The 15,075-nt window shown below is 47.9% G+C and carries 9 protein-coding genes; all 9 read right to left on the minus strand.

Going from position 1 to position 15,075, the window contains the following annotated elements; genetic code table 11:
• Positions 1–380: 380 nt before the first annotated feature.
• The 9 genes from HPS53_RS12040 to HPS53_RS12080 all read right to left on the minus strand — a co-directional run bounded on the left by HPS53_RS12040 (position 381) and on the right by HPS53_RS12080 (position 14,888).
• Positions 381–638 (minus strand): hypothetical protein, encoded by a 258-nt coding sequence (locus HPS53_RS12040; RefSeq protein WP_005680032.1) that lies wholly within the window; start codon positions 636–638, stop codon positions 381–383.
• Positions 639–654: 16 nt separating this feature from the next.
• Positions 655–981: a molybdenum ABC transporter ATP-binding protein gene (locus tag HPS53_RS12045; RefSeq protein WP_008669459.1), complete on the minus strand. Its 327-nt coding sequence runs from the start codon at positions 979–981 to the stop codon at positions 655–657.
• 11 nt (positions 982–992) lie between these two features.
• A complete protein-coding gene (locus tag HPS53_RS12050; protein ID WP_008669460.1) occupies positions 993–1,169 on the minus strand; it encodes a hypothetical protein in 177 nt (58 codons plus the stop codon).
• Between the two features lie 18 nt (positions 1,170–1,187).
• Positions 1,188–1,484, minus strand: a complete 297-nt coding sequence (locus HPS53_RS12055; protein ID WP_008669461.1) for a hypothetical protein — start codon at positions 1,482–1,484, stop codon at positions 1,188–1,190.
• Positions 1,485–2,413: 929 nt separating this feature from the next.
• A complete protein-coding gene (locus tag HPS53_RS12060; RefSeq protein WP_004291471.1) occupies positions 2,414–3,736 on the minus strand; it encodes a sigma-54 dependent transcriptional regulator in 1,323 nt (440 codons plus the stop codon).
• Positions 3,729–6,047 (minus strand): ATP-binding protein, encoded by a 2,319-nt coding sequence (locus HPS53_RS12065; protein WP_172206433.1) that lies wholly within the window; start codon positions 6,045–6,047, stop codon positions 3,729–3,731. The genes HPS53_RS12060 and HPS53_RS12065 overlap by 8 nt, the downstream gene beginning before the upstream one ends.
• Positions 6,047–7,972, minus strand: coding sequence for a tetracycline resistance ribosomal protection protein Tet(Q) (gene tet(Q), locus HPS53_RS12070; RefSeq protein ID WP_004291466.1), 1,926 nt, complete (start codon positions 7,970–7,972; stop codon positions 6,047–6,049). Before tet(Q) ends, HPS53_RS12065 begins: the two co-directional genes overlap by 1 nt.
• Before the next feature lie 657 nt (positions 7,973–8,629).
• Positions 8,630–14,446, minus strand: a complete 5,817-nt coding sequence (locus tag HPS53_RS12075; protein WP_004291462.1) for an N-6 DNA methylase — start codon at positions 14,444–14,446, stop codon at positions 8,630–8,632.
• Positions 14,436–14,888 carry a DUF1896 domain-containing protein gene (locus HPS53_RS12080; RefSeq protein WP_004304266.1) on the minus strand — a complete coding sequence of 151 codons (453 nt, stop codon included), beginning with the start codon at positions 14,886–14,888 and terminating at the stop codon, positions 14,436–14,438. Before HPS53_RS12080 ends, HPS53_RS12075 begins: the two co-directional genes overlap by 11 nt.
• Positions 14,889–15,075: the final 187 nt, after the last annotated feature.

Consider the following 15,075-nt stretch of genomic DNA (forward strand, 5'->3'; position numbering starts at 1 on the left):
ACAATGGTGCGCGTTTCGGCTGTAAGTCCGCAGAATCGGCAGGGATTTTCGTGTAATTCGGTCGGACTGAATTGAGGTGGCTACAAACAGAACACTGAACTGACAACAGGTTGCGGTACCGCAGAAGGGAATATCAACGAAGTGGCGACAAAAGGCGGAACGGGGTATCGGGGTGCTGCCATGTTCCCGTCCGGCAGAAAGAAAAGGGGACAAAAGGGAAAAAGGAAAGAACCCGGCTTATCGGAAAAAGCGGACGGCAGCTTTTCACGAATGGCTGGTTTTTACAAAAGGATATGGCGCAGCCAAAAGAGAGAGATAAATGTAAAAAAGGGAATGCGGCATGGCAGGAATGGAAGATTATCCCGTTCCTGCCTGTATCATCAAAATTCTGCCATGATTACCCGATGCTCGAAAATCTTTTTTTGATTACTGGGACGTCTTTGGCAAACCCATAGATGATGCTTGCCATAGCCGAAGACGAAATAATCATCAAGGCGTGTTTTTTCTTGTAGGCGTTCCATGCCGGTACGCAGTTCCGCTTCATCGGTGGAGAAAAGAATCGTGTTGATGATACGGAAGTAGAGTTCTGTTACCTCGTCACAATAAGGACAAAAGCTATGCTCAATCGTTGCTTTCATGTTTCTTTGATTTTAATTATACTTCTACTATGTCTTCTATTCGACCATACAGGACAGAGCGCAACGCTGTTTTGTCAATGGCGTAATACTCGGCGATATGTCCGTGCTGTTTTACGAAATATCGTTTGAGAACATCGGAGAAATCAAAGAAGTAGCCCATCAATGCGATACCTCTTTTGAAATGGATGCACTCTTTCACGTTTCGGGTAATCCAGTTCTTGTCTTCACGGCTCAACTTGTCTCCGTTATCAAGTTGTTCCCGTAATTGGTAAACCCTGCTGTCTTTCAGCTTCTCTAATTCGGGTACGTCCCATTGGACGAATTTCATTGCTACCTGTTGCATCGCTCTTGTATTTAATCGTAAATAATCACTTCATCACGGTACTCGACCACCTCCTTGCCACTGTTCAGACGTACCACTATTTTATTGCCGAAGTCGCCGACAACTGTTCCCTCGGTATAGCCTTTATAGGGGGTAAGCAGGGTGCAGTGCGCACCGATAATTTCGCTATCTTCTTCGTATTCGTACATAGTCATGTCATTTTACAGTCATAACCTGATATGCCATTTGCCTTGTGAGTATGTCCGAAAGCTAACATATTCGCATCCCATTTCATATGTCAGAACTCGAATATAGATACTATCTTTAGTCTCTAAAGATGCTACCAATTCGTCTATCAATTCCTCTGGATAAGCCCAACGAGAAGAAAACTCGCCCTCCAAAGCGTCATCAGCACGTTCAAGATAACAGTCACCAAAATTGTCGTTCAAGAAAACCTCTATTTTATCAAGGTCTTGTTCATTCTCTGTAGTTGCGAAGAAAAGGTTTGTTGCGTAATTTGCCATAATCCTAAGTTTTAAGTTTTTTATTTTTCCCTCTTTTAGCATTTCAGCTACTTTCGGGCTTGATTGAAAATTATGTCGCCTCAAAAGGTGTTATGGCTCTTTATGCAGGGTTTCACGACCAAATACGACCTCTGCAAAGCGGAGCGTGGAGATTTTGTCGGGAACCGTCAGGCTGTGACCTTGAATACAAGAAAGCCATGACAAGTACCTTTGCGACACAATTCTCATCAGGCAGCCTGAAAGTCGATATGCAAGAATGTGGGAGTACACCTGCAATGGGTAATCTGTAAATGGGACTATGGAATAAAAGGGGATTGCAGCGAAAAGAGAAAATATCGGTGTGACTATCTTCTCTTTTGACTGCAAATATAAAAGTATGGGGAGGTCGTTTGGGAAAGGTTTAGTTTAGTCTATTAGCCTATATATATGCTAAACTAAAGTAAACTAAATATAGGCAGATATATTGGGCTGCCTGTATATGTGTTTCGAGGGAAATAGCTACCTTTGCAAAAAACAATGTTCCTTGAAAAAAAGATTAGCTCCTTTTTTCTTTTGGCTGCGATTTTTCGCTAATGAATACAGAAACAATAACTCTTCGCGAAAGAATGAAAATCGAGCAAAAAGGTTTGGAAAAATGCTCAAAGTACGAACAAGTGAAGAGAAAGAAAGGTAGTGCAAACAAAAAAACAGGAAAATGCGATAATTTGTGTTTCTGTTCCTAATTTGTTCCTTAATAAAAACATGTCGGAATATAAATCATTGGTTTACAAAATATTACAGTGTGGACTTTTGAGATATAACTAAATTTACCAGATTTTCGCTTGAAACGCCTTGCGGTCTTATCCTATATGTTGGCGGCGAAAAGCTCCTGCCAATCGCCGTTTTTCTCAAATGTTATGCAAAGATAGCCAAATTCAGTGAATTACGGGCTATGATTGCTTGAATTTATATTTAAGTCCATACTCTTCAAGTTTGCTGTATAGTGTTGTCCTGCCTATGCCGAGCAGTTCTGCGGCGACACTCCGGTTGCCGTTTGCCTGTTTCAACGCACGCAATATCCGCTCCTTATCCTCCGCGTCATTGCGCAAGGCGAAGCTGACAGTAGAGGTCGGTTTCGTCACGGCAAGTTCCAGATGCTCTTTCATGACAACACCTTCCTGCGCCTGCAATACAGCACCCATAACTTTCTGCCGAAGTTCCCGCACGTTGCCCGGCCATGCGTGTGTCAGCAACGCTTTACGTGCTTCGGAACTGAACCCGCTCACGCTACACTCCAGCTCTCTGTTTGCCATATCACGGAAGAACTCTGCCAGCGGCATAATGTCTTCTTGACAGTCACGCAACGGAGGAACGGTTATCCCGAAGTCGTGCAGGCGGTACAGAAGATCCTGCCGAAAACGCTTTTCATTCACCGATACCTCCAAATCTTCATTGGTAGCAGCGATGATGCGGACATTGAAATTCCGGTCTGCCTTGTCTCCGACCGGGCGATACCGCCTCTCCTGTATGGCACGGAGCAACATCTGTTGGGTTTCCAACGCGAGGTTTCCTACCTCGTCCAGAAACAACGTGCCGCCTTCCGCCTCATGGAAATATCCTTTCTTGGCATTGTCCGCACCTGTAAATGCACCTTTGACGTGTCCGAAGAAAGCCGACGGTGCAAGCTCTTTGGAGAGTGAACCGCAGTCCACCGCCACAAATGGCTTGCCTGCACGTTTGCTCTTGTCATGCAACAGGTGGGCAATATGCTCCTTGCCCGTGCCGTTCTCACCAAATATCATCACGCTCATATCGGTGGCGGCTACCAGCCTTATGCGGTGCATGATTTTCTGAAAGGCGGAACCTTCACGGGCGAATATAGGCATACGGCGTTGTCCTGCCTGACGTTCTTTCAGTATGGAACGGATCAGGGGGACAAGTTTATCCTCCACAAGCTGTTTGGGAATATAGTCTATCGAGCCGAGTTTCATGCTTTCCACGGCGGTATTAACTTCGGCGTAGTCGGTCATAATGATGAAGGGCTGCATCTTTCCCTCCTTTCGCATCCAGCACAAAAGGTCTATGCCACTGCCGTCAGGCAGACGCAGGTCGGCAACCACGATATCATTATCTGTTGCCTGTTGCAGATGTTTCTTCGCGGTTGAGAGGTGGTAAGCCTTCATATTGCGGTAGCCCTCCCGTGACAGCATATTGCAGACATATTCGCAATACACGATGTTGTCTTCCACCACAATTATTTTTGTCTTATTCATCTTCGTATTTTCTCCTTTCCTCTTCTGCCAACCGTATTATTTCCACTCCCTTATCCAGCACGGCAGTCACGGCATGGCTTAACGCTTCACCATCCGGGAGAGCATCGCCACGAAGCAATCCGTAAAGTACATTCAGCGGTTGGTCGGCACGGAGCACCTCCCACGAACTGCGCAGGTGGTGGATCAGGGAATCCAGCTTTTGCAGGTCTTTTTCTTTTGCTGCATCCCGTACCGCCTGCATTTCCTTTTCTGTTTCAGTTATCAACTTTTCCAGCATGACGGCTTCATTGCCATAGGACAATAAGGCGGAAAAGTCCGGTTTCCCGTCCGGTGTCGCTTTTATGGCACACCTGTCGGAAACCTCCATCAGTTCCGATATGGAGAACGGTTTGAACAGGCATCCGGCAAAGCCTTTTGCCAATAGTTCCCCTTTGTTACAACTGCCCGAAGCGGTTGCCACAACCACCGGGATTGTTGGTGAATTGCCCACGTTGGACGAACGCAACAGTTCCAGCAATTCGAAACCGTTTATATCGGGCATATTCAAGTCTGTCAGCAACAGGCTGTATTCTTTCTGGCGTATCATTTCCATCAGTGCCGCAGCATCGGTGCAAGTGTCGCAGTGTATTCCTTCTTGGGAATACATCTCTTTCAGCATCAGAAGTAATACCTCATCATTGTCAATGGCGACAACATCATGGAATTTATTGTTATGATAAACAGGTGTATTGCTTGTATATCCAAGCTGTTCTTCAGCTTCCTGCATAGAAATTTCAACTGTGAAACGACTGCCTTTCCCTTTCTTGCTGTCTAAACGGATTGTTCCGCCAAGCATCGACACAATATTACGCATTATGGCAAGCCCAAGCCCGAAACCCTCCTTTGCGGCGGCATTTGATAGACGTTCAAACGCACCGAACGCTTGTTTCTGTTCCTCTTCTGTCATGCCTGTACCTGTATCTTCAACGACCAGTGTCAGAACTCCATTATCATATTCAGTAATCAAAGAAACACCGCCTTCTTCTGTGAACTTGACAGCGTTTGACAGCAGGTTATTCCCGATTTGTATTATTCGCTCTTTGTCGGTCAATACAATGGCATCGTGTCCAGTCTTCACGGACAAGGACAGCCCTTTGTTCACGGCAACAGGCATGAACTCCGTTTCAAGTGTGTGCGTGATTGCTGAAATCCGGCAGGGTGACAGACGGGGCTGTTCCTTGCCGTTGTCCAGGCGGAAGAAGTCAAGCAAAGTGTTAAGCATATCCCGCATACGGTCGGAGGATTGCAGTATGTTTTGGATATACTGCCCGGACTTATCCTCACACTGTTCTTTCCGTATCAGTCCGGCATAGCCTGTTATTGTTGTCAGCGGTGTGCGCAGTTCATGGGTGATAGTATGTACCGCCTTCTTCCTTGACGTTATCAGTGCCTCGTTCCGTTGTACGGATTGTTCCAGTTGCCTTATCAAATCAGTTGTCTTGTGCTTGTATTGTTTAATGCTTTTTGCATCACGATGTATGATGATGTAGGAAATTAACAACAATAGAAGAACGAATCCCATTAAACCGCCTACTTGCATAAATGACTTTTCACGCATGGCAACTATTTCGTTTTCCCGGCTTTGCAGTTCGGTTTGTACCTTTTCTTCTATTTGGCAAATCAATTCTTGCAGTTGTCTGTTAAGTTCTGCATTACGAGCTGCAAGGCTGTCGGCTTGTTCCGACAATTGGCGATCCTGCACTTTCTGTTCGCTGATTACGTTTCTATTGACCGAATGAAGGATAGTGGTTGATACTGCTGGAGTTACTTCCTTTTTTTTGCCGAATATGCCTAAGAAACCTTTTCGTTTTGGCTTTTTGGACTGTTCCTGCACACTTTTCTGTACAATAACCGGAATTTGATTGGCTATCTTCTTGTTAATAGATTGTTGTTCATCCATTAACCGGACTATCTGGAACATCTGTCGTTCCTTATCCTCTAAAAGACTGCGCACACTATCGATGCGCTCTGCTGGATAGGTGGCCTTGAAACGGCAGAGCATACTGTCCATTGCCATACGCCGTGCATGGTAATGCTCGATATCTTTATCGTTCCATTCCAGTATTGTTTCACCCAATAGAGAAAATTTTATCATTTGAATATTGATATTGTTTATTTCTTTTCGGAGCTCGTCTATTTTTTTATTGCCAAGTTCTAATGCTTCTATCTCCTGCCATTCATAGAGGCTATTATATGCCATACATCCGATAAGAATGGAGATAAGTATATATCCCAACCGTATTGCCTTATAGAAATTTCCTGACCGCTCCATTATTTTAATGACATTGATTTTTGGAACATGAATAAAAGTTTATCTTTTTCGTTCATGCGGATATTATCAGAATAACCGTCTTTTGTTATTTGATACCCACATGGCTTAACCATAAAAATGCCTAAGCCCTTAGTGTACGAACTTACTTCTGAGGCATAGTCTTTACTTGTATTTAATGGAACTTTCCCTTTAATATGACACCACTCATTATTACAACTGATGTCTTCAATCTCAGACATCAGTTTTTGCAAATCTGTAATAGCTTTGGAACTCGCTACTTGGGGTATCTGCAACTCAAAACAGAGCATCGGTTCGAGAATGTCCACACCTGACTGTTGCAAAGCCAGCCTGAAGACATAAGGGGTCAGCTGTCTGAAATCAGCAGGTGTACTTACCGGGCTATAATACTCGGCTTGAGTAAAAGTTACTTTCAGATCTGTCACTTCCCATCCATGTAAACCAGATTGGCAAGACATACGAATCCCTTCAAAAACGGCATTTTGAAAAGAATGGTTCAGATAACCATAGGAGATGTCACTTTCGATTTGCAACCCTGCCCCTAACGGTAAGGGTTCAAGAGTCAGCCCTATTGTGGCCCAGTAAGGGTTGGGTGGTACTTCGATCTGAATAATCTTATTGACCTTTTTTATAGGTCGTTCTTTGTAGATAGTCTTGATCTCATCAAAATGGACCTTTACGGAAAATCGTTCTTCCAGCAATGTCTGTATGATTTCCTTTTGGGTCAAACCATATAACGAGATTTCCAATTCATCACTATATGAGTTTATGGAAAAGGACAAAGACGGGTCTTCAATCCACAATGTATTCAGAGCGGATATCACCTTGCTTCTCTCTTCGGGCTTATTTGGCCGGACGGAGGATTTGAGAGCGGGATGCTGATGAGATAATCCTTGAATCAAACAAGGTTTAGCACCTAAATAATCTCCGATTCGAAAATCTTCTATATCTTCTACAATCGCGATATCATTGGCACCCACTTCATCAACATTTATCTCTCTGCCCTGATAAATAGTCTTTAGATTTTTAATCTTGATGAATTTTTCCGAATCGTTGATTCTTACAACGTCTCGAAGTCTCAGACTTCCGTCAATTATTTTAAGAAAACTTCTTTTATGCCCTTTGGGGTCATGCTCTATCTTATAGAGATAAGCTGAAAGTCTGTTTGAGACTGATGCCGGAGGAAGTATAAAAGAAGAAATGGCGTCCAACAACTCATTGATACCGATATTGAACATTGCTGATCCATGTAGCACCGGATAGACTTTGGCTTTTGCCACAAGAGCGATTATCGTATTCCAATAATCAGCCGGTGAAATTTCGCTATCCGCCAAATATCGTTCTAATATATCGTCGTCATGGTTGCATACAAATTCTTTGTATTCTTCCTTTATATATGTTTGGGAGCAAACCGGATAAACCGATCCATCGACAACAGTTTGCATAAACAGGACATCTTGCGACAGATTTGTTTTTATATCCATATACAAACGCTCCAAATTCACACCGGCACGGTCAATCTTATTGATAAATATAATTGTCGGGATTTGCAGCTTTTGTAAAGTACTGAACAGCAACTTTGTCTGCGCTTGTATGCCTTCCTTTGCGGATAAGATGAGGACTGCTCCATCAAGCATTTTGAATGTCCGCTCCACTTCCGCAATAAAATCCATGTGTCCCGGAGTGTCAATGATATTGCATTTCACTCCATTCCAGATAATAGATGTCGTAGAAGCCCGGACAGTAATTCCTCTACGTTTCTCTATATCCATAGAGTCCGTTATGGTGTCACCATTATCCACACGGCCGCACTTTTCCGTTGCTCCACTGGCAAACAGCAGATTCTCGGTTACGGAAGTTTTTCCTGCATCAATGTGAGCAAGAATTCCTAAATTTATAATATTCATTTGGATTAAGCAATAATATACTACAGTAGATGCATTGTCGAAACGCACCTTTTAATACCTCCTCGTAGCATATGAGAACTACAGGATTACTAACTCGTATTAATATGTATATTATTACTGCCGCATAACGATTACAAAATTACACAAAAAAATATATCTAACAAAAGTGGGAGGATTTTTTAACTTTTTACCATAGACATTTTATTAGGGAAGCGTAGGTTCAACTGGCAAGTACAAATAAGTAGAAATGTTTGAACAACACCGTTTTAGGAAGTTGAAAAATCAAGTTTCTCTCTCGGTATAGCGTTTATTTTGGCCAATATCTTCTTTAGTTTAGCATTTGTGTATTTCCCATTCGTGTTCTATTTAGCTCCTTATTATGAGTATGTAGCAAGTTACTTATCAAATTCAGCCTCTTTGAGGGTCAAATATGGTTTTGCAAATGGTGACTGACAAGACATAAACAAGGTCAGCAGGAATTTTTTACATAAATGGACATGAATGTATATAACCTAAAATAAGAATAAATTTTAATAAGGGCTGCCCAAAAAGAAAAAAATGCAGTTGCCATCCTATAGATACTTGCAGAAAGGATAAAATTTACTTTTAGACCTTTTGGGATAGCCCTTATTAATACTTCAGATAAAATTCCTTAGGTTATATTTTCAATCCTTTGGACCGGGTTTCCTCCTTGGCATACAGTCCCGGACGCCCGATTATGACATGGTTGGCAACGATACTATCCGCCGGACTGCGTATCTGCGGCGGTGCATTTTCGGGATATTGCGCCTGCCTGTTCCTCACATCTTCCGCTTCCGGCTTGAGCTGTTGCCCTTCATTCTCCTTTTCTGCGACTTCGGGCGTGGGTGGCGCAAGCTCCAGCTGAATTTTTCGGTCAAGGGCGGCAAGTTCGGACTTCAACTGCTTCAGCTCGTCCTCCTTCTTCCACACCTTACCCGCTATCTCCTGTAACTGCGGTATCTCCATCTCCAGCACCTCGTTCTTCGCCTTGTACTGGTCGATGATGGAGGGTATCCTCTCCATCGCGTTGAGGAAGTTGCGGGCGGCGGCCAACGGGTCAGCCATCGCCAGATGCCCGTTGTTGTAGGTGTACTTGTAGTTCCCCTCGACCACGAAGCGGTTGTCGGTGAACTCCAATCCCTCTTTGAGTATCCTTTCGCTCACCACCTTTATCGGAAAACCGTAAAGTTCACCGACCTGCGTGTACAACCCTCCGGTCGTGGCATTCTTGGCTATCTCCTGCAAACGCTTTCCGATGACCTTCTCATCGGCGGAATCCACTCCGTCCACCTTTATTATATTAAGGCGGTTGCCCTCCTTGTCGGTCTGCACCACCGACAGGAAGCGGTTCCAGTCCTCCGTCATGGCATCTATGAAAGCCGTGTTGTTGCGCAACTCGCCGGTCTTTGACTCCAGCTTGAACTCCGAATCACGCTTGCCCTTGTTGAACGACTTGCGTTCCCCTTCGAGCGATGCGATCCGCTTTTCCAGTTTCGCCTTGTCCAACAGGTCGGTATTGCCGGAGAGCAACGCCATGTATTCCGAGAAATTCATGCCCGATTTTTCGTCCATTGCCCCCTCGTCGATGGTACGCGCACCCATCGCACCGCTTTTGAGCTGGCTTATGAAAGTCTGCTTGCAGTGCAGGAGGTTGAACTTGTAGCTGTCCAGTGACTTCTCCACCGCGTAGATGATTACATCCACGTTGTTCCCGGCGAAATGTTTGGCAATCTCATTACCTGCCCTAACTCCGCGTCCGTCACGCTGTTGCAAGTCGGACGGTCGCCACGGCGTATCGAGATGATGGATAGCCACACACCGTTTCTGGGCGTTCACACCCGTTCCGAGCATAGAGGTAGAGCCGAACAGCACACGCACCGTCCCGGCGTTCATGGCGTCTATCACCGCCTTCCGCGCCTTGTCGGTCTTGCACTCCTGAATGAAGCGCACCTCGCTTGGCGGTATACCGTAGTCCTCCGTCAGTTTGCGCTTGATTTCCGAATAGACGTTCCACCCGTCGCCCGGCTGGTATGTCCCCAAATCAGAGAAAACGAACTGCGTGCCTTTCTGGGCGTCGTATTTTTGATAATACTCCGCGATCATCTTGGCACAGTGACTCGCTTTGTTGTCGGGATGATCTTCGTAATTCGGGTCTATCATGCGCATGTCGAGTGCCATTTTCCGGGCATAGTCCGTGGCGATGAGCATCTTCGCCTTTTCTTCCGTTTCCGAAAGCGGCAGCCTGCCCAACAAGGTGGCATCGCCCGTCTTGGCGAACTGCATCAGTTTCTGTATGAAGTCCTCCTGTTCCGGCGTGGGCGGTATATGGTGCAGTATCTCGTTCTTGGCAGGACGGTCAACGCCCACATCCTCCGCCGTGCGGTAGTCCGTGATTTCATTATAGAAGGCGGCAAGCTCCGGCACTTTGATGAAGTAGCGGAAACGCTCCTTCTGGACCACATTGTTCGTCACGTTAAATTCAAAATCCGTCGTCTTCTTGGCAAATATCGCCGCCCAAGCGTCGAAACACCTTATGTCCTGCCGTTCCAGCTCCTTCGGGCGCAGGTACTTGAACAGCAGGTACAATTCAGTCAGTGAGTTGCTGATAGTCGTGCCGGAGAGGAAGGTCGCACCCAAGTCTTTTCCTGTGCGCTCCTGTATGGTGCGTATGGCAAAGAGCATGTTAAGTGCCTTCTGGCTTCCCTCGCTGTTTCCCAATCCCGCCACACGGTCGTGGCGCGTGTTGAAAGTCAGATTCTTGAACTGGTGGCTCTCATCTATGAAGATGTGGTCGATGCCCATCTGCTTGAAATCCACCACGTCGTCCGTGCGTGACTTTATGGCGTGTTCCACCTTCTCCAGCTTCGCTTCAAGGTTGTGCTTGCGCTTCTCCAATCCTTTCAGCATCGCCCGCGACACGTTCTTTCCCTGCTGCCGTAGCACTTCGAGGTTTTCCTCCACCGTGTCAAGCTCTGCTTGCAGGATGCGCTGCTGCAATTCCGGCGACTGCGGTATCTTGCCGAACTGGTCGTGCGACATGATGACGCAATCGTAGTCGTTGTTCTTTATATTATTGAAGAAGCGCACACGGTTGGCGGTCGAAAAGTCCTTCTCCGAAGCGTACAGAATACGTGCGTTGGGATATGCCGCCTGATAGGTGGCTGCAATCTCCGCAACGTTGGCTTTCAGCCCGATAATCATCGGCTTGTGTGCCAAATTCAGACGCTTCATCTCATGCGCGGCGATGCACATTATCAGCGTCTTACCGGTTCCCACCTCGTGGTCGCAAATTCCGCCGCCGTTCTGTTTCAACATCCAGACGCAATCCATCTGTGAGGGATAGACGCTCTTGATACCCCGGCTTGCCAGCCCTTTCAGGTTGAGGTCGGGAAAGGTCTGATGGGAGCCGTCGTAGCGCGGGCGCACGAAACAGTTGAACTTGCGGTTATACATCGTCACAAGCCGCTCCTTGAACTGCGGCGACTGCTCTTCGAGCCATTCGGAGAAGCCGTTTCGTATCTCGTCAATCTTGGCGTTGGCGAGTTGTATTCCCTCGCTGTCGCGCATCTTGATGTCGTTGCCATGCTCGTCCTTGCCGATGGACTTCATCATGTCAGGGCAGGTGTTGTGCAGGGCGTGTTTTAGGAGGTGCATACCGTCATAGTTCCGGTAATACCCCTTCACCAGAAACTCGTCCGTGATTTTCATGGTGCGGTAGCCGCACACCACCGAAAACTCGTCCATGCTTGCGGAATAGGCGATTTTCACCTCCGTGTCGAACAGCCGGCTCATGTAGGCGGCATAGACACCCGTCGGAATCCAGCGTTCCCCGAAATTGAAGTCCAGATCCTCGAAGGCGATGCGCTGCGGCTCGGCATCTTTCAGAGCCTCCAACGCCTGCTTCACCTCCGGCATACGCTCATTTTCGGGATTGTCACCCATCCATGCCTCTATGCGTTCCGCTTTCTCTATGACATTTCCGGCGATGAAACGGTCTTTGATTTCGTAACCGGTCACGAGCGGATTGTAGTAGATGCGCCCTTGCAGGGCAGTGAGCAAATCCTCCGCCGTGCTGTCGGTTATCTCCCGCATATAGTCGAGATTGACCGTACCATATTTGTTGAGCGACGCAGACAGGGCTTCTTCGGGAGAGCCTACGTTGGCATGGCTCTCCACCGCGAAGGAAACAGGATGCTCGAAGATGTCCGCCTTGACGAACTTTCCGTTTTCCATCCGTTCCAGCGAAAGGATGTCGCGCCCGCCCGCATCCATCATCACTAACTTCACGTTCTGCTTGGCGTTGAGGTTGCCGTAGCGCATGACAAACTCATCGTAACAGGTATTCAGATGCTCTCGCCACGGAACATTTGCCTCGCGCCGGAGCGATTCATAACGGTACAGACGCTCGTAGGCGTCACGCAGCGACACATACAACAACGCCTTTTCCTTCTGGTATCCTTTCAGGTCGAGCGGCTGGAATGTCGCCCCGTATGGCGTGATGTCTTTCAGGTAGCCGATGTTATGACGCCCCCGGTCAGCCACCAGCGACCCTTCGCGCAGGTGCATCTCCGGCGTGCGGTGGTAGGCACGCGGAGAAAGGTCCACGACTTCCTCCTTCGGCTTTTCCGCTTCGATGTCGGGGAAAAGGAAAGTCCCCACCGCTTCCGATGGGGTATCTGTAACGGCAGGTGCGGCGACTGCCTCCGGCTGTGTTTCCTCCTGTCGTGGCTGCTCACGGGAAGTTTCCGGCACGGCTTTCACTTCCGTCTTTTCCGCCACTTGTTTCTCGTTATGCTGCCTTGCCAGTTCCCGAAGTTCTTTCCTACGCTCCGGCGTCAAACCCATCATCATTTCATAGAAACCGTTGATGGGAGGATTGGTATCCCAGTCCAGTGTGGCATAGATGTCGTCCGGGTCGGCAGGCTTGGCGGTGTTCTCCGCTTTCACCTCCTTATTCTCCATTGCGGGTTTTGCAGTTGGAGCTGTCGGTGTAACCGTGACTTTCGGTTTGGGCGGAGTGGACTTTGCCGTAACTGCCTTTTTCACCGTCTTTTTCTTTTTGGAGGTTTTCGGTTGGCTGACCTCTTCCGTCATCCCCCAGAGGTCAAGCAGGGTGAGCTGCACGCCTGCGGAATATTGCGGGCGCGGTTCTATCTCCGGCTTTTCATCTGCGGGTTGCGGCTTTTCTGTCGGAGTTTCCACCGTCTGCGCCGAGGATACTGTTTCCAATTTTATGGCAGGACGCTCTACTTTATTTTGAACGGCAACTTTTTCTTCCGTTCCTGCCTGCCGGATTGAACCCGAATACAAGCGCATGGCAAGCCTGTAATGGAAATCCTCGTCGAGCATACGGCGCAAATCCCCGGCGATGCCTGCTGCCTTGCCCTCGTGCAGATAAACCATAGCGGGCTTCCCGTAGGGGTCTGTGTCAAGTTTCGCCATCGTATGCACGATGCGTTCCGGGTGGTGGATGAAATAGGCGTTGTCGGTCAGGGCGGTTTTCGTGTCCGTCTGTATCACGGTCATCAGCCGCTCGTCCTGCGACATTTCCTTCTTGCTGAGGTTCTTTTGCAGGACAATCAGGTCACTGCCCACCTCCGTGCCCGCGTTGTCCGTGAACAGGTTGTTGGGCAGGCGTATCGCGGATACCAGATTGGCCTGACTGAACAGCTCGTTACGCACGGAGGTCTTGGTGCTATTCAATACCCCTTGCGAGGTGATGAACGCCACGATACCGCCGTCACGCACGGCATCCAGTCCTTTGAGAAAGAAATAGTTGTGGATGGTTTTCTGGGCGGAGCGTCTGCCGAAAGAGTCGCTCCGCTGAAACTCCGCGTCGAACACGGCAATGTCACCGAACGGAATGTTGGACACCGCCAAGTCGAAATAATTGTTGAACGGTCTTTCGATTTTCTCAAAACCGCAGGTGCGCATTTTCTGGTCGGGATAGAGATGCCTCAAGATTGTACCCGTGAGCAGATCCTTCTCGAAAGCCATCACATCCGCATTGGGGCTGTGCCGCAGCATGGAATCCACGAACACGCCGACACCTGCCGACGGTTCGAGCATACGGGCGGGGCGGACGCTGTAATCTGCCAGCACGTCCGCGATGGTGTCGGTTATCTCTTTGGGGGTGTAGAAAGCGGTCAGCACGGACGCTTTCAGCGAATCCACAAACCGCTTGTACTCTGTTTCGTCCTTGCTGTTCTCACGGATAAGCCTGTGCAGCTCCACCGTCGGGGCGAACAGTTCGAGGTCGGATTTCGCCCACCGGACGGCATCCGTCAGTTCCTTTGCAGGGTTGAGGATACATTTCAGACCGCCGAAACCGCAGTACCTTTGAAGTATGGCACGCTCTTCGGTTGTCGCTGTCCTATTTTCCCTGTCAAGGATGAATGCCGTCCGTATCGCCTCGATGTTGTCCCGCAGTTTCTGTTTGCGGTTAAACGCCATATTCGTCTAAGTAAAGGACGGTTGCTCCCGTCAGCTCCGTGTAGAGCAGGTCGTAATCGGAAGACAGGGCGAAATTGTCATCCGAGAGGTCATAGACGGAGAACACGTTGCCGACAAGCGGCAGCAGTTTCAGGACAAAGGCTTCACGCTTCTCTTCCGGCACTTCATCGGCAAACTCGTTTTCCACGACTTCGCGGAGGATGGCGTAACGGGAATAATGCAGCCCGCGCAGCAGCGTGTCCATCGCCAGTTCCTGCGCACCATCGGCGGGATAGCCTTCAAGCCGTGCCCTCTCATACGTTTCGGCGGCACGGTCGGCCCGTTCCCGTATGAAAGCGGTGTCGTCAGCCTGTTCAAACTTGTTCGTGCGGAGATAGTCCAGCAGGTACAGACCGTAATAGGAAAAGTCGGTCTGACCCTCGTTTTTCTTCTTGTTGTTCATTACTTTGGATTTAGCGGATTGATAATTAACGGGATAATCGGTTGGAAAAAGGAAGAAAAAGGCACTCGGTATCCCTCCGAGTGCCACCACTCTTACCTTTGCAGTGTCAATAGCGATTGGCACTTTTTTCTAGTAAGAGAGATGTCCATCGGGTGGATAATTGTTTGTAGTTTTGCTAAAATGATTG

The sequence above is a fragment of the Prevotella sp. PTAC genome (genome assembly GCF_013166535.1).
GTDB lineage: Bacteria > Bacteroidota > Bacteroidia > Bacteroidales > Bacteroidaceae > Prevotella.